Raw genomic sequence first — 15,172 nt, 5'->3', positions numbered from 1 at the left:
ACGGTGTAGATCCCCTGTCCATCCTGCTGTCATTTGCAGAAAGGAAATAGGTGGCCGGATTTTACTCCGCCCGCAGCTGGATTATTCCGCCGCTACCGTGGCCGACTTTTGCACCGCCGCTCTCAATTCTTACCTCTCGCCACTTTGGAATATTGTATTTATCGTCTGGCCGATCATCTTTCTGTTTACCGCCCTCGTGCCGGTCTCGACCTATTCGATGGATTTTTTCCTTCATATCGTGCCGTTCCTCCTTCTTAACGAGCTCGCTCAACTCTGCGGCCTGTGGGGGGCGAGGACGATGGCCGGGCGGCGATGGTACATGGCGATGTTTCCACTGACCCTCAAGGCGCTATGGACGGTTGCACGGGGAAGGAAGATCTCGTTCCCTGTGACGCCCAAGGACCGCACTGAAGGCCGCTTCCTGCATCTGGTCAAATGGCAGATCCTTTTGGTGGCCCTGACCCTGGCAGGGATGATCTATGCGTGGAGCCTTCACGTGTTTGGCCTCGGGTCCTATTCGCTGGGAGGGCTGATCGCAAACACGGTCTGGGGCGCGAACAACGTACTGTCACTGTTGCCGATCATAAGGGCGGCCGTCTGGGCGCCCGACCCAGAATTCGATACACCCGTGATGGAGGGGCATTGTCTTGAAACAAAATGAAGCGATGATAGCCGCGCGTGGTCAGATCATCTGGATCCTAGCGCTGATCCTTTCAACAAGCGCGATCATCTACTTGGAGCGCCTTGACATCGGAGCCCCGGCGCATGAGCCAGAGACGCCCGTTTCAGATGATCTAGTCGTTTCCGCGAACCAGGCCCTGGCCGCGGCTGAGCGGCGCTTTGAGGCGTCGCCCGGGGATGCCCAATCGGCAGCAGCACTTGTACTTGCGCTTTCCGTGGCTGTTCAGGCCGGGGTGTTGGATATCTCGGACGGACGGGCGCGGGCGGAGGCTTTCCGCGGTCAGGGTTCCGTCGCAGCGCCCGAGTGGGGCGCGATCGAAGTGCTAGCAGACCTTACCTTTGGCCAGTGAACCTATGTGTCATGGGGCATCCTTGCGGTGTTTGACCATCCGCAGGCGTACGTTGTCTTCCGCCTGAATAAAACTGACTTCATCCATCGACACCACGATCAGCGAAAGCCCACGACCGCCTTCGGCTAGGTTTTCAATAACCAGCTCTTCAAGCCCAAGCTTCTGCTGGCCCGCACCGTCAAAGAGCGTAGGCATCGGCGGGGAGCCGTCAGCGATCTCGAGCACCACATCCGCGTCGGACACCGCAAGGAAGATTCCGATCGGCTTTTCGCTGTCCGACGGTCCATGCTGCATCGAGTTCGTCAACGCTTCGACCAAGGCAAGCTCTACGCTGGCCGCCGCGTCGTCGTCCAACACTCCGGCCAGCCAGGCGCGCAACTGATCGGCAGCTCGACCCAGTTCGCCAAGATCCCGCCCGATCATCATGCTTAACTGTAACGTCATCGCCGCGACCGTCACCTTGCCAAGGCCTTCACTGCGTCATGTACACTGTTACTGACCAAAAAGACCCGGTCCATCCGGGTCAGCGTGAACAATTTGGCAACGGGGGTCGCCATCGCTGCCACGGCAATCGTCCCCGTCGGGCCCAGCCGCTTAGCGGCCGCGATCAACGCACCTAGGGCCGAGCTGTCTATGAAGGTCACCTCGCCCATGTCGATAATGATGGTCTGCTCGCCCCGGCTGATCCGCTCGATCAGCGCATCGCGCAGCCCGGATGCCACGCTTGCGTCCAACCGTGCCTGCTTGGGCCGCAGGACGCACATTCCACTGGACCGGTCTTCACTGATGTCCATCTACCCTCTTTCCTTCCAGAACGACGATAGTGACGTCGTCGTCCAGGGTATCGTCGCCACGCCAAGACCGCATTGCGACATCCAGTTCGTCGATGATCTGTTCGGTGGTCTTGCCCTTTCCTCCCCGCAGCACCTTCTGCAGACGCTCGTCCGAGAAGGGTTCTCCGTCAGGGCTTTCCATTTCATGCACTCCGTCAGTGGCCATTACCAGACGGTCGTTAGGCCCAAATGAAAATGATACTGCGTCAAACGTCGCTTGCGCAAGGGCACCGATGGGCAGGCCCCCTTCGCCCAAGGCTACCAGGTCGCCATTCGAGCGCAGGAGGATCGGCGAGGGGTGCCCCGCCTGCACCAAAGTGCCTTGCTCGGTCGAATGGTCGATCTCGGCGAGCAGAAGCGTGAAATAGGGCAGATCGCTGGGCCATTCCCGATTGATCTCTTTCGCCAGGTCCGCAAGATTCGACCCGGTCGGACGCTGAAGGATCGCCTGGGCGACGGTGTATTTTGAGGCTATCGACACAAGTGCTGCAGCGGCACCATGGCCGGCCACGTCAATCTGGAACACGATGACGCGCCCGTCCGCTTGCTGCAGGACGTCGAAGGTATCGCCGGCGAGAAAATTCGACGGTCGGAAGTACGACGAGAGCGAGACACCTGCCATCTGCGCCTGCTGGGGCAAGAGAGAAGCCTGAATCAAAGCAGCCGCTTCGAGGTCAGTTTTCAAATGGGTATAGGTTTCCTCAAGACGGCCATGAAGCTTCAGCCGCTCTCGTTGCAAGGTCTGGCGGCGCGAAGCGTTCGCCTTGAACACCCGCAAGGCATCATCCATCGCGCCGATTTCCCTGATCCGGTTTGGCTTCGGCAGCGACACGGCAAGATTTTCATTGGCCAGTTCCAGCATCGCAACGCGCATCCTTTCCAGCGGGCCGACGACCAAGGCCAGCACGACCCAGAAGGAAACGCCAAGGATCAGCGCCGAGGCGCACAGCACCAATCCCCAGATCAACATGTTCGTCCATGCCTCAGTTCGCGTCTCGATGACATGGTTTTGCATAACGCGAAAGGTCGCAGCCTGAAGTTCGTCCAATTGCAGAATCGCAGCTGCTGAAACGCGACGCCACCTAAGGACTGCTTCGTCCAGACCACTGCCGGAAAGTAAAGCCTGACGCAGCGCCCTCTCGGCATCACCATAGACCTGCGCATCGAAACTTCCGAACCCCACGCCGAGGTGCCCCTCGCCAAGCGCCGCGAGAATTTCCTCAAATGGTGCCACCGAAACAGCGGTTTCCGTTGGTGCGATGGAGCCCAAGGGGGCAGTGTCGAGAAGTCCTGCTTCTGCAGTGCTAAGTGTAGCATTGGCCTGCCGAACGGTCTCTACCTCCAGCAGCGCGTCGTTCTTCATTATCTCATCGAGCAGGATAAGCGTAAGAGTGCGCAGGTGATAAATGCTGAATAGGTTCTCGCCGGTATCGCCCAGATCCAACAACCGCAGCCGGATCGCTCGCAGATCCTTTACGACCAGGGAAATACCCGCGAGCCACTGCGAAGCCTCCTTTTGCCGCGCTTGCGACCCCAAAGGCAACAACATCGCTGCAGCGGCGTCCGCGCGCATTTCGGGAAGAGTCTTCAGAAAGACTGCGGCAAGGTCCGCTTCTGTGCCGGCGTCGTCCGACTTGAAGGCGCCCGCGACCGCCAATCGGATTGCGGCAAAGCTGCGATCCGTTTCGACCGCAGTTTCTGACCGGGCTTCAGCCCCGATTGCCAGGGATAGGAAGATCGCATTGCGTTCACGTCCCAGCGCCAGTGTTGCCCTTGCAATCTTGTTACGGGCGATGTTGGCTTCGAACTGCTGTTGCGCCCGACCGTGCAGCACTGAGAGGTCATTTAGCTGAACTGCCGCCAGAACGAGGATCACCATTCCAAGAGATCCAATCAAGGCCAGAAGGGTCGATCTTATGGTCGTGAAGGGCATGAACAGTCCAAGCTTGAGCGTTGAGAGCCTTCGGAGAACAAGGCGCCGCGATCGGTCAAACTTGGCTAAGAATGGCAACGCTACTTCGCTTGTCGGTGAAGACATTTTGGTGATACCTACTGCAGCAAGTTTTTATTTGGGTGGCGGCGTGACAGAGTTTCCCCTAGGGCCGAACGAAACCGAGCGATTGCGAGTTCTGCAGGCAAGCGGCCTCATGGATGCCCTAGCTGTCGCCGGACTTGATGTGCTTTGTGAGGAGGCAGCAAGGCATTTTAGCGTCAAGACAGCGATTGTGACCCTGCTCGATAAGGACGTCCAGGTATTCAAGGCAAAGTTCGGGATCGAAGCGAACAGCACGCCACGGAGGATGGCGTTCTGCAACTTCACTATTCTCAGCGACCAGGTATTCATTGTTGGCGATGCGCTGGCCGACCAGCGTTTTGCGTCCAATCCGCTGGTGACAGGCCCACCTTTCATCCGTTTTTATGCGGGTGCCCCCCTTATCTTTCGCCAGGAAGTACGACTAGGTGCGCTGTGCCTGCTGCATCCCAAGCCACGGACTTTCTCGCTTGGCGACCGGGCAGAACTTCATGAGATGGCTGACCGCGTCACCGATTTTGTATCCGATGCTTGGTACGCTATCGACCATCATCAGTGACTTTGTGGTTTGGTTAATGCAAAATTTTAGGAGATCCCGAAACGACACAGAATCGAGTGATTCATCTATTCCGAGGTGATAGTCGGGTGACTGTGAGTTATTCTAGCCGTTCACAGGTCATAACCAACCACGTTTCGTCCCGGCAAGGTCCGGGGGCCCCAGATTATTACTGAGACCTTGGTGGTGGGTGCGACGGTGACTGCGGTGTCAACGGCGGAGTAAAATCCGGCCACTGGGCGGCGCAAAACCAGGCCAGTGGCGAGACACTGAGCGCCATGGCACGCGCGCTCGCCACATAGCTGGCGCGGGCCATGGCGCTTTGGCCTATCGGGCCAAAACTGCGCGGGGTGATCAGGGCGCGGCGTCGGCTTTTCTGGCACGGCTCTGACCGAGCCGGTAGCTGTCGCCGTTCATTTCGAGGATGTTGACGTGATGGGTCAGCCTGTCGAGGAGAGCACCGGTCAACCGCTCGGTTCCGAAGGTCTCGGTCCATTCATCGAACGGCAGGTTGCTTGTGATCAGCGTGGCGCCGCGTTCGTAGCGCTGCGAGATCATCTCGAACAGCAACTCGGCGCCGGTCTTGCTCAGGGGGACGAAGCCCAACTCGTCGATGATGAGCAGTTTGACTGCGGCCATCTGTTTCTGCAGGCGGATCAGCCGGCGCTCATCGCGGGCTTCCATCAACTCGTTGACCAGCGCGGCGGCGGTGGTGAAGCTGACCGACATCCCCTTCTGGCAGGCGGCCAGACCCAGGCCAAGGGCGATGTGGGTCTTGCCGGTGCCACTGGGCCCGAGGGCGATGACGTTCTCGCGCCGGTCTATCCATTCGCAGCGGGCCAGTTCCAGAACCTGCATCTTGTTGAGCTTGGGGATTGCCTTGAAGTCAAAGCTGTCGAGGCTTTTGACCGCCGGAAACTTCGCGGCCTTGATCCTGCGTTCGATCATGCGGCGTTCCCGGTCGATCAGTTCCAGCTCGACCAGGCGCGCCAGGAACTGGACATGGTCCAGCCCCTCGGCGGCGCATTGGCGCGCCAGTTTCTCGTATTCCCGCAGGAAGGTGGGCAGCTTCAGGGTCTTCAGATGATGCGCTAGCAGGATCTTCGGGGCCTCGGTCATGCCGCATCCTCCGACATCAGGCACATGTAGCTTGCCGCGGATGTCGTTCCGACCGTGGCGCGCGGCAAATAGGGATAGACATCGAGGTCCAGCCTCGGCGGCCGCTTCTCGACGTGGCAAAGGATGAGGTGCTTGACCGCGTCAAAGCCGATAGCGCCCAACTGCAGTGCCTTCTTCACGGCGGCATGGAGATCGTCGATGCCGAAGGTCTCGAGCAGGCGCAGAACCTGAACGTATTCGCGGCGTCCGGCCTTGATCATCCGCGCCTCCATCAGGCGGCGCAGGGTTGCGAACTCGGGTGGTAGGTTCCATTCGGCCAAGGGCGCGGCTTGGTCCAGCGCATTGATCTTCTTCTCAATAAGCGGAAGATAGTGAACCGGATCGAAGACCATGTTCTCACGATCGTAGCAGCGCGGGTGCCTGGCGATGATCTCGCCACCGCTGCCGATCACCACCGCGTCGACATAGCCGCGGATCCAGACGTCACGGTGGCCGAAAGCGACGGGGACCGAGTAGTCGTTGGTTTTGTAACGCACCAGCGCCTGTGAGCTGACCCGCCCCGTCGTCTGATCGCAGGCGTCGAACGGCGCGGCCGGCAGGTCGGCCATGGCCACCAGATCTCGCGCGAGACGTTCCCCGATCGTCTCGGACTGGCCGCGCAGGACATCCGTCTGACGTTTGCGGCACCGGTCCTCCAGGTAGGCGTTGAACTCCTGCCAAGTTGCAAACCGGGGGATGGGCACCATGAAGTTGCGGCGGGAGTAGCCGACCAGCCCCTCAACATTGCCTTTGTCATTGCCCTTGCCGGGGCGGCCGTAGCGGTCACGGAAAAGATAGTGCGACAGGAACCCGCTGAAGAGCGTGGCCCGCTGGCGCGTCCCATCGGGCAGGATCTTGGACACAAGGCATCTGTCGTTGTCGTAGAGGGTCGACGCGGGCACCTTGCCGAGGAAGGCGAATGCGTGGACGTGACCATCGACCCAAGCTTCCGATGTCGCCGCCTGATAGGCCCGCACGAAGCAGGCATCGCTGTGCGGCAGGTCCATGACGAAGAAATGCGCCTTCTGCTCGACGCCGCCAATGATGACGACGGCTTCGCCAAAATCGGCTTGGGCATGTCCGGGCGGATGGGCCAGCGGCACGAACATCTCACGCCCACGCCGCTCGTGCTCGCGCACATAATCCTTCATGATCGTGTAGCCGCCAGTGAAGCCGTGTTCATCGCGAAGCCGCTCGAACACCCGCTTCGCCGTGTGACGCTGCTTGCGGTGGACCTCGCGGTCCCCCTCCAGCCAGGCGTCGATGATCCCGGTGAAGGCGTCCAGCTTCGGCCGCTTCACCGCCGCCTTGCGCCGATAGCCAGGCGGAACCGAGAACGCCAACATCTTCCTGACGCTGTCGCGCGAGATGTTGAACTGTCGTGCCGCCTCTCGCTGGCTCATGCCCTCAGCACAGGCCAGCCGAACCTTCCGATACAAATCCACGGTGAAAATCCTCCCGCCCTCCCTGCAGCCTGCAAGGAAAGACATAGGTGGACGACTATTGCGCCGCCCGCAGCGGGCTCATCCCGCCGCTACCGTGGCCGACTTTCTCACCGCCGTTCTCACTCGCCATGGCATTCGACGCCCCCATTGCACAAGTGCAATGGGTGGTGATTTCCTACCTTCTGGCAGTGACCACCACGATTGTCGGCGCCGGTCGATTGGGCGACATGTTGGGGCGGCGGCGCGTGCTACTCTTGGGGATAGCGCTATTCGCGGTTGCTTCCGCCGTAGGGGCGGTTGCCCAAAATCTCTGGCTGCTGGTCGCCCTGCGCGGCGTCCAGGGCTTGGGGGCTGCCGTCATGATGGCTCTGACGATCGCTTCGGTCAGCGACATGGTGCCGAAGGACCGGACTGGACGCGCCATGGGCTTGCTTGGCACGGTGTCAGCGGTTGGGACGGCCTTAGGGCCATCGCTGGGCGGAGTGCTGATCAACGCCTTTGGCTGGCCTGCCGTTTTTGCCTTTACGGCAGTCACCAGCACGGCGGCCTTCCTCTTCGGACGCAAAGTGTTTCCGGCCGATGCGGTACGAGACCGCAAATCTCTTGGCTTTGATCTTCCGGGCATGCTTATGCTCATGTTGTCGCTGGGTTCTTATGCCTTGGCGACGACGCTTGGCGGGGGGGCCCCTGGCTTGATCAATGCTGTCCTCGGCGTGCTAGCAATAATCGGGCTGGCGCTGTTTGTTGTGGCAGAGCGCCACACGCGCGCGCCGCTGGTACAGTTGTCACTGTTGCAAGACTGCGCTCTCACGACCGGCCTTCTGTCGATGTCTCTGATTTCGACGATCATGATGGCGACCCTCGTGGTCGGTCCATTCTACTTGTACGGGGTTCTGGGGCTAGGCCCGGTACAAACTGGAATGGCAATGTCAGTCGGGCCGGTTGTATCCGCTTTAATCGGTGTTCCGGCCGGTCGGCTGGTTGATCGCTACGGTGAAGCGATTGTCACCTACTCCGGTCTCGTTGGTGTCATCGCCGGGTCGGTCCTAATGCTACTACTTCCCGGTCCCTTCGGGGTCGTGGGATATATCAGTGGCCTTGCGATCATCACGGCCAGCTACGCCGTTTTCCAAGCTGCCAACAACACCGCAGTCATGAGTACCGCTTCAAGCGAGCGTCGCGGGGTGACATCAGCGCTTCTGGGACTGTCGCGCAATCTAGGTTTGATCACTGGCGCATCCGCCATGGGCGCCGTGTTCGCGCTGGGGAGCAAGGGGGCGATTTTCCCGGGCTTGGGCACCGGGGGCGAGGCTGGGTTACAAGTGACGTTTGCTATTGCAGCGTTGCTTGCAATGTTTGCGCTTGGGCTTTCGTTCCTCGGACGTCAGGCCACATAACTTGAAATTCCACCGGTCGTAGCGTGGTTGACTCCGACTCAGGCCACTGCCTCTATCGCTTGATGAAGCCTCGCTGATCGGAGAGTGCAGCCTGCTCGACGACGATCTATGTTGAAAGACGCGCAAGCGGCACCGCCGCGCAAGGTCGACATGGCCCGATCCGTCGAGCAGGCCTTTGCGACTAAGAACTACGCTGCCAAAATGCTCATCAATGGTAGGTGGATTTCGAGATGGGCGAGTGGGTGACATATTTCTGTGATTTTAGGGATGCATATCAATGAAAGCTGCGATTTGCCGCCGGTACGGGCCGCCCTCGTCTGTCACAATCGAGGAGGTCGCGCAGCCCCTGCCCGGGTCCGGAGAAGTTCTGGTGGCCGTCGAGGCTGCCGGGCTGACCGCAGGCGATGCGCGCATCCGTGGCGCGCGCGCGCCCGGCGGCATGGGGCCGATGATCCGGCTGGTCTTTGGATTGCGAGGCCCGCGGCGGCCCGTGCTGGGGCGCGAATATGCCGGGCGCGTGGTGGCGGTCGGTGCGGGTATGACACAGTTTCGGGTGGGCGATGCGGTCTTCGGCATCACCGACGGGATGCACATGGGCGCGCATGCCGAGTTCGTGTGTGTCAAGGCAACCGGCCTGATCCTGCCGCGCCCCGAGACGCTGAGCGTGCCCGAGGCGGCGGCGTTCTTTTTCGGAGGATTGACGGCAGCGGATTTCTTGTTGGACCAGTGCGCCCTGCAGCCGGGCGAGCGCGTGCTGGTGGTGGGCGCAACCGGCGCGGTCGGCTCTGCCGCCGTTCAGATCGCGCACCATCATGGCGCGCATGTGACGGCGCTGGCCAGCGCGGAAAATCTCGATCTCGCGCGGCAGCTTGGCGCTGATGTGGCGCAGGACTACCGTACAGCGCCGCCACCGGGCCCGTTCGATGTCATTCTGGATGTGCCCGGCGTTATGCCCGACGCGTTGGCGCGGCTGGCGGACTGCGGACGGTTGGGGTTGATCACGGCCGACCTGCCCTCGATGTTGGGCGCGATGCTGCGCCCCGGACGCGGCGAGGGCCGGAGGCTTTGCGCCAATGTCATCAAGGAAACACGGCAGGCAATGGCACGGCTGATGGCGCTGCATGAGGCGGCGGCCTATCGCCCGCTGATCGGCTCCGTTTTCCCCCTCTCGGAGATCGCGCTGGCCCATGCACAGGCGGACAGCGGCCATAAGCGCGGCAATCTGGTGATCGAAATGGCACCAAAGGCCTGAAAGCGATTCATGCCCTGCCGCGATGACCAGCGATTCCGAATCGCCGCAGGCGTAGGAGCGGGGCTTGACCTCAGTCTCGCGCATGCTGCATACCATACCGCATGTTATTTTACGATTCGAGGATGATGATGTCCATTCACCGATGCAGCCTCCCTCCTGATGCGTTCTTGAAGCGATATGCTGGCAACGTTGGCTATGCGGATTGCTTCCGCGTCGATGTTCCGGGGACTATTGGTCTTGGTCGATATGTCGAGGCATTCTACACGACACGGCTCTTCAAGGCTGAACGGGCGATCCTGTCATTGGCTGGGCACCCTTCGTCGGACGCCGAGGCTGCATTGGTGGCCCAAGGTGAAGCCTCCCGATTTGCCGCATGGCATGTCGAGGCGCGCGCTGACGACCAACTCCTGATGTGCGACGTCACGGGCCGAACAAGGTCCTGGTTCAAGGTAGCCTCGAACCAGGATGGAGACACCACGCTCTATTTCGGTTCCGCTGTCACTCCGGTCAAGACCGGCAAGGCTGGCCGCAAGTCGATGGGTCTGGTTTTCAACGTCCTGATGCCAGTGCACATCTTGTACTCTAGGGCGCTGCTTGCAGCCGCGAAGCGCAAGATCGCGCGCTCCAGCCAGTACGTGATGGCATGATGGTTTTCGTTGTGCCCGCCCTGCTCGCTATCGGTATCGCGGTGATCCATGCCGCTGCAGGGGGGCGAGAGATCGCGCGACCTTTGTTGCAACAGCAAACGCTGTCGCCGACTGTAACGCTGACCCACTACTACTGCTGGCACATGGCGACGATCAGTCTTGTGGTGCTGGCAGGGTGTTATGCCTATGCAGCCGTGTCACCGGACGGGCGCATCCTTGCGGCCCTTGCAACCCTTGTCTCGGGCGCGTTCTGTGTGTGGGGGCTGGTGCTGGTCTTGTGGAAACGGCAGCGCCATCGCGACATGCCCCAATGGGTGCTTTTTCTTGGACTCACCGGAAGCGGCGCCTGGGCGCTGGCGGCATGACAGAGGTCGCGCCACGTCGCCAGAGAGGACCGGATCCGTGGATTGAAGCGGCCTACGTCCTGCTGGCAGAGCAAGGCCATAGCGCCGTGACAATCGAGCGCCTGACGGCTGCGACAGCAAAGACGCGCGGCTCATTCTATCATCACTTCGGCAGCATGGAGACGTTTGTCGCAAGGCTGGTGGCCGACTGGCAGGAACGCAACACCGAACGGATCGTGCGCCTTGCGCACGCCACGCGCGAACCAGGCAAGCGCAGGAGAGTTCTTAATCGGGAGGCAGGTCAGCTCGATGCACGCGTCGAAACGGCCTTCCGGATTTGGGCTGGCCTCGATCCGCAGGTCAGAGAAGCGTGCGACGCTGTCGATGACCGCAGGGTGTCAGTTCTGGCGCAAGACCTGGTTGAGTTCGCAAGAGCGTTGGGGTGCGACCTTCCGGAACAAGAGGCAACGGCGCTCGCGCAGATCGAATACGCAGCCTTTATCGGAGGAATGCTCCTCGCATCGAAGGGGAAAGGCAGCTTCTTGCTCGACCTTGGACCCAAATACGACGACATGCTGACCGCCTACCTGAAAAGGCGGCAGGGCTGACTTGAGAGCACGGCCTCAGGCGTTGGGGCTGATCCAGAATGTCACGGCCGTCCAAAGTCGCCTAGCCTGCCAACAAGCACCATAGTGTCCACCATCGTTGGTGGACACTATCCAAATCTCCCACCCGCCGCATTGCCCTTAATCCAGAACGTTGGCAGCCTTGGAGGGATGCCACAACAGAACGACTCGAGGGCCGCAAAAGCAAAAAGCCCCCGCTTTCGCTGGGGGACTCGTCAAACGTTGAGGTGGCGTTGAGGTAAAATGCGAGTGTCTATACACAAGTGTTTTTGTCGGATTCCAAGACTTTGTTATCCAACAGAATTTTGGTTGCGGGGACAGGATTTGAACCTGTGACCTTCAGGTTATGAGGGTCACCCAGGAATCCTAAATAACCTCGTAATTTCAAGTTGTTAGCCTATTTTTATGCTCGCAATGTCGGCGTCGTGTCGCACGGAATAGCCGCAAACCTCTGGTAAAGAATGGGAATCGCATCACCCTCACAGCTTTGTTGCGACCATGGCCATGGCCGACTTATGATTCAGAGAAATGATGGCCATGCTTTCGACCAAATGCTTGATACGCACTTCGCCGACACCAAGCTCGGCGGGTTTGCCACTGATCTGAGCGCACGAGGGACGAGCGACCGTCAGCTAAGCGGGACCCCTTGCGGTCGTTCACTGCATCTGCGACGAAATCTTTTTTGCAGGTCGGTGCGTCTGGGCGCGTACAACATTGCCCCCATGCGACAGCCAAAGGTTGTCTTGACTGATCGGCGACCGCCTCGTTGATCTAAGGCACCTTTAACCTAAGAGATTGCAGATAAACAGCATCCGCCCGGTTTGGCCACTTCATGGAACAAAAAACCCGATCCTCTTCCGAGATATGAAGAACGCCAGCCTTGGTTTTGAACGCAGTTTCCAGTTCGGATATTTGCAACCAAATACTCATCGAATCCAGTTCGGCATATGCTTCACGAAACTGGCAATACCAACTCAACTCATAGAGTTTCAGGTCGTCAAACCGACGCGCTAAACCAAGTGACTTTGCATGGTCGGGAAAACCGTCGTACAGGCCGAGCAAACCGTCGAGGCCAGCCAAGGAATAGGTGTCCCCCCTCACAACCATCTTCAGTATTTGGTCAACATCCAACTTCTCGCCAAATCGACGGGTAAGGTCAGCTAGAACTTTTCCAAATTCTTGCGAGTCCGCCCGCGAAAGGTGGGGGCCTCGCTTGTTCAATTTGTCGATAGCCCCATTGAAAACCGCGATGTGGCCGCCCTCGCCAAGGTGCTTGAGCAAGTCTGAAGCCAGCGCCAGTGCCTTTGCATCATACTTTGAGGAAAACACCTCGAACAGCTTCTGAACAGCCATTAACTGAGAGCTTTTGGTCACGCCAAGCGCGATCTCCGGTAGGTGACGCTGGAACGACAGGTTTAGCTTGTTTTCTACAGGGACCTTAACCAGAACGCTGTTGGCACCATATAAAATTTCCTCTCTGCCAATAAGATACTCTTGCAGCCATACATAGTGGATTTCGTTGCTCTGCACATTCACCAAGAGAAGGAGAACCGGGACCCTGAACTGGTTTGCGTACTTCAGAACTCGGTTTTAATTCGAACATAATAGCTGCGGTTTCTATAGATAGGCTTGAGCGTTCCCTTGACTTGAATTTTCACGAGCGCGCCAGATAGTTCTTCGACGCCATCTGTGATGTCGATAAGTTCTGCTTCCAGATCAATCCCAAAGTCATGCGACTGAGTTCGACAAATCCAGTTCGAAGCGTCTAGGAACGCTCCTTGAGCAAGATGCTCAGCTAGATCACCGGTCCTCTGAGAAACTGATCTTTTGGGCAATATTCTTTTCCGAGATGTGTCTGCAGGCTGCTTCATCTACCATCATTGTTGTATGAGCTCTAGCAAGAACTAATGTTCGAATGGCAGCAAAGCGTCCTGCAACTGCGGCAAGTCGGAAGCGGCATGGATGCCTCGTTTGGGCCGAGCACGTTGCTGCGCCCGCAAACAGACTTGCCTCGTTGCAGGATGCATGAATGTCGCTGATGGGTTGTTCGCGCAGACACCCGTTTTGCCAAGGCGCAGATACGTGGTCTCGCCCGACATGACATGAGCAGAGCACACCTGTCCACCATATGGATTGTTGTGTCAGGTGGAGAACAATTGCTACCCCAACAGTTTCGCCTCGACCATAGCCATGGCCTTCTGGTGGTCCGGTGACGGGAACAGATGCCCATACCGTTCCATGGTCATCTGGATCGAGGAATGACCCGCGAAGGTCATGATTTCCTTGATTGAGAAGCCCTGCTCGATCCAGAGCGACACGGCGAAGTGGCGGAGGTCGTGCCAGCGCATGGTCACCTCGACCATGGCCAGCAGCTTTCGGAAGCGGTCCTGCGTGCGGGTGTGCTGCAGGATCCCGCCCTGTGGCGCGGGGAATACCAGCCCCAGATCGCTTTTCGGGCAGCGTAGTTTCCATCGGCGCAGGGCGTTCAGCACCATCGGCCCGGCCGGGATGTCTCGGAACCCTGCCCGCGATTTTGGCTCGCCCATCTGGTTGTAGGCATCGGCGCGCTGACGGATGTAGATGAAGCCCTTGTCGAAATCGACGTCCTGCCAGCGCAGGCCCCGCAGTTCCGATGCACGTAACCCGCCCAGCGCCGAGACGATCAGATGCGGTTTGAAATCCTCGTCTGCGGCTTCGATCAGGGCGCGGATCGCCTCCTTCGATGGCACCGGCGCCTTGTGCTCGATCCGGCTGGCCTTGATCACCCGCACGCCTTGGGCAGCATTGGTGAACAGTTGGCCATTATCCATGGCATGATCGAGGACCAGCTTCAGCACCGAAATTGCGCGGCGGGTCAGATGTTCGGACCGGCCATTCAGCAGCAACCGGTCGCGCAGTTCATTGACATGGCGGCGGGTCAACTGGGCGATCAGCTTGTCCCCGATCCCGACCACCGGCGCGTTCAGATGCAGCCGCACATAGTCGCTGTAGCCGCGCAGGGTCGAGCGTTCCATCCGCCGCCCCGTTTTGCAGCGCACCTCGCAATGGTCGAGCCAGCTTTTCGCGGCCCCGGCCACCGTTGTGCTGTCGCTGTCGGCCAAATAAGTGTGGTTGGCTACGAGCGAGCGAACCTTGATCAGATAGATATCCGCATCCTTGCGGCGCGGGAAAAGCTTGGACCGGCGTTTGCCAGCCTGGTCAGTGAAATCCACCTGCCAGCGCACAAGCCCCGAAGGCAGCGTCCGTTTGCGAATGGTAGCCATCTTGCCCTCACTCCCATACTTGGGATCAAAAACTCGCCGTGAACCTCGATTATCAAAGATTACTAATAGCATTGACGCAGTGCACGAGGTTATATATCCATACATCATGCGTACTGTCAAAGGATAGTGAAGTGGCACAAGAAATTACGATCCAGAAACTGGTCGACACCTTCAATGTTGGCCGGTACCAAATCGACGCTTGGATTTCGCGCGGCTATCTTGTTCCGCAAAACGACTGCGAACGTGGCAAAGCCCGGATTTTCACCATGCGGGATGCCATCGCCCTTGGTGTCATCGCGGATTTCGCCCGTCTTGGGTTTGAACCCGCGCGCGTCGCTCCGCACATCACCAATCTGCACGGCGTTGCCGACGGTGACGCCCTGCTGGTGATCTACGAAGGTCCGATCCGGATTTCGTCGCAAGACGACGCGGCCTTTATGGACTCCGACATTCCCGCCCCTGCGTCAAAGATCATCTCGCCCCAACGCTTGCCTGAGCTTGCGACAGATCCGGAGGTTCGCTCCTTTTCGGTCGTTAACCTCAACGACATCGAGCGACGCATTACAAAAGCCCTCGGCAGCGACTGAC

At 59.2% G+C, this 15,172-nt stretch carries 17 protein-coding genes; 9 read left to right on the top strand and 8 right to left on the bottom strand.

Translation table 11 applies throughout. The features are described 5' to 3' along the window. Together AX760_RS18380 and AX760_RS18375 are read left to right on the top strand one after the other, a co-directional pair. Positions 1 to 661: hypothetical protein (locus AX760_RS18380; protein WP_210187380.1), on the top strand; the 661-nt coding region annotated here is incomplete at its 5' end. Beyond that, positions 648 to 1,031, top strand: a complete 384-nt coding sequence (locus tag AX760_RS18375; RefSeq protein WP_139276521.1) for a hypothetical protein — start codon at positions 648 to 650, stop codon at positions 1,029 to 1,031. The genes AX760_RS18380 and AX760_RS18375, both read left to right, overlap by 14 nt. Before the next feature lie 9 nt (positions 1,032 to 1,040). On the opposite strand, the gene AX760_RS18370 is transcribed toward AX760_RS18375, so the two are convergent. From AX760_RS18370 to AX760_RS18360, 3 genes are read right to left on the bottom strand one after another with little or no spacing between them, the layout of a single operon-like run. Continuing rightward, positions 1,041 to 1,490 (bottom strand): ATP-binding protein, encoded by a 450-nt coding sequence (locus tag AX760_RS18370; RefSeq protein ID WP_071834448.1) that lies wholly within the window; start codon positions 1,488 to 1,490, stop codon positions 1,041 to 1,043. Beyond that, a complete protein-coding gene (locus AX760_RS18365; protein WP_071834447.1) occupies positions 1,487 to 1,825 on the bottom strand; it encodes an STAS domain-containing protein in 339 nt (112 codons plus the stop codon). Before AX760_RS18365 ends, AX760_RS18370 begins: the two co-directional genes overlap by 4 nt. Next, positions 1,812 to 3,743 carry a PP2C family protein-serine/threonine phosphatase gene (locus AX760_RS18360; protein WP_071834446.1) on the bottom strand — a complete coding sequence of 644 codons (1,932 nt, stop codon included), beginning with the start codon at positions 3,741 to 3,743 and terminating at the stop codon, positions 1,812 to 1,814. The genes AX760_RS18365 and AX760_RS18360 overlap by 14 nt, the downstream gene beginning before the upstream one ends. 115 nt (positions 3,744 to 3,858) lie before the next feature. Between AX760_RS18360 and AX760_RS18355 the strand changes: the two genes are divergently transcribed. After that, positions 3,859 to 4,455, top strand: a complete 597-nt coding sequence (locus AX760_RS18355; protein WP_071834445.1) for a GAF domain-containing protein — start codon at positions 3,859 to 3,861, stop codon at positions 4,453 to 4,455. 351 nt (positions 4,456 to 4,806) lie between these two features. Here AX760_RS18355 and istB read toward each other — a convergent pair whose 3' ends face one another. Both istB and istA read right to left on the bottom strand, forming a co-directional pair. Beyond that, the gene (istB, locus tag AX760_RS18350) at positions 4,807 to 5,571 is read right to left on the bottom strand and encodes an IS21-like element helper ATPase IstB (protein ID WP_071834444.1); all 765 of its coding nucleotides are present in this window, start codon (positions 5,569 to 5,571) and stop codon (positions 4,807 to 4,809) included. Then, positions 5,568 to 7,055 (bottom strand): IS21 family transposase, encoded by a 1,488-nt coding sequence (gene istA / locus AX760_RS18345; protein ID WP_139276517.1) that lies wholly within the window; start codon positions 7,053 to 7,055, stop codon positions 5,568 to 5,570. Before istA ends, istB begins: the two co-directional genes overlap by 4 nt. Before the next feature lie 47 nt (positions 7,056 to 7,102). Here istA and AX760_RS18340 point away from each other — a divergent pair, with 47 nt between their 5' ends. From AX760_RS18340 to AX760_RS18320, 5 genes are all read left to right on the top strand, one after another. Next, complete coding sequence (locus tag AX760_RS18340; RefSeq protein ID WP_071834442.1) at positions 7,103 to 8,452, top strand: MFS transporter; 1,350 nt, start codon at positions 7,103 to 7,105, stop codon at positions 8,450 to 8,452. A gap of 277 nt (positions 8,453 to 8,729) precedes the next feature. Continuing rightward, entirely contained in the window at positions 8,730 to 9,704 is a 975-nt protein-coding gene (locus AX760_RS27990; RefSeq protein WP_071834441.1) for an NAD(P)-dependent alcohol dehydrogenase, read from the top strand. Positions 9,705 to 9,871: 167 nt separating this feature from the next. Further along, positions 9,872 to 10,351: a hypothetical protein gene (locus tag AX760_RS18330; protein WP_139276515.1), complete on the top strand. Its 480-nt coding sequence runs from the start codon at positions 9,872 to 9,874 to the stop codon at positions 10,349 to 10,351. After that, positions 10,348 to 10,716 (top strand): hypothetical protein, encoded by a 369-nt coding sequence (locus AX760_RS18325; protein ID WP_071834440.1) that lies wholly within the window; start codon positions 10,348 to 10,350, stop codon positions 10,714 to 10,716. Before AX760_RS18330 ends, AX760_RS18325 begins: the two co-directional genes overlap by 4 nt. Then, positions 10,713 to 11,303 carry a TetR/AcrR family transcriptional regulator gene (locus AX760_RS18320; RefSeq protein ID WP_071834439.1) on the top strand — a complete coding sequence of 197 codons (591 nt, stop codon included), beginning with the start codon at positions 10,713 to 10,715 and terminating at the stop codon, positions 11,301 to 11,303. The genes AX760_RS18325 and AX760_RS18320 overlap by 4 nt, the downstream gene beginning before the upstream one ends. Before the next feature lie 789 nt (positions 11,304 to 12,092). Here AX760_RS18320 and AX760_RS18315 read toward each other — a convergent pair. From AX760_RS18315 to AX760_RS18305, 3 genes are all read right to left on the bottom strand, one after another. After that, the gene (locus tag AX760_RS18315) at positions 12,093 to 12,860 is read right to left on the bottom strand and encodes a hypothetical protein (RefSeq protein ID WP_071834438.1); all 768 of its coding nucleotides are present in this window, start codon (positions 12,858 to 12,860) and stop codon (positions 12,093 to 12,095) included. Between the two features lie 38 nt (positions 12,861 to 12,898). Then, complete coding sequence (locus AX760_RS28225; protein ID WP_083531236.1) at positions 12,899 to 13,192, bottom strand: DUF4365 domain-containing protein; 294 nt, start codon at positions 13,190 to 13,192, stop codon at positions 12,899 to 12,901. Between the two features lie 288 nt (positions 13,193 to 13,480). Then, a complete protein-coding gene (locus AX760_RS18305) occupies positions 13,481 to 14,584 on the bottom strand; it encodes a site-specific integrase (protein ID WP_071834436.1) in 1,104 nt (367 codons plus the stop codon). 38 nt (positions 14,585 to 14,622) lie between these two features. Between AX760_RS18305 and AX760_RS18300 the strand changes: the two genes are divergently transcribed. After that, entirely contained in the window at positions 14,623 to 15,171 is a 549-nt protein-coding gene (locus AX760_RS18300; protein ID WP_139276513.1) for a MerR family transcriptional regulator, read from the top strand. Position 15,172: the final 1 nt, after the last annotated feature.

Source organism: Pararhizobium antarcticum (assembly GCF_001885585.1).
In the GTDB taxonomy this organism is placed as follows: Bacteria; Pseudomonadota; Alphaproteobacteria; order Rhizobiales; family Rhizobiaceae; genus Pararhizobium; species Pararhizobium antarcticum.
This window is presented reverse-complemented; position numbering and strand designations above follow the sequence as displayed.

What these genes read in the sequence shown, in the direction of transcription:
- AX760_RS18365 (WP_071834447.1), bottom strand. Translation starts at nt 1,825, where the DNA reads ATGGACATCAGTGAAGACCGGTCCAGTGGAATGTGCGTCCTGCGGCCC.
- AX760_RS18360 (WP_071834446.1), bottom strand. Translation starts at nt 3,743, where the DNA reads ATGGTGATCCTCGTTCTGGCGGCAGTTCAGCTAAATGACCTCTCAGTG.
- istB (WP_071834444.1), bottom strand. Translation starts at nt 5,571, where the DNA reads ATGACCGAGGCCCCGAAGATCCTGCTAGCGCATCATCTGAAGACCCTG.
- AX760_RS27990 (WP_071834441.1), top strand. Translation starts at nt 8,730, where the DNA reads ATGAAAGCTGCGATTTGCCGCCGGTACGGGCCGCCCTCGTCTGTCACA.
- AX760_RS18325 (WP_071834440.1), top strand. Translation starts at nt 10,348, where the DNA reads ATGATGGTTTTCGTTGTGCCCGCCCTGCTCGCTATCGGTATCGCGGTG.
- AX760_RS18320 (WP_071834439.1), top strand. Translation starts at nt 10,713, where the DNA reads ATGACAGAGGTCGCGCCACGTCGCCAGAGAGGACCGGATCCGTGGATT.
- AX760_RS28225 (WP_083531236.1), bottom strand. Translation starts at nt 13,192, where the DNA reads ATGAAGCAGCCTGCAGACACATCTCGGAAAAGAATATTGCCCAAAAGA.
- AX760_RS18305 (WP_071834436.1), bottom strand. Translation starts at nt 14,584, where the DNA reads ATGGCTACCATTCGCAAACGGACGCTGCCTTCGGGGCTTGTGCGCTGG.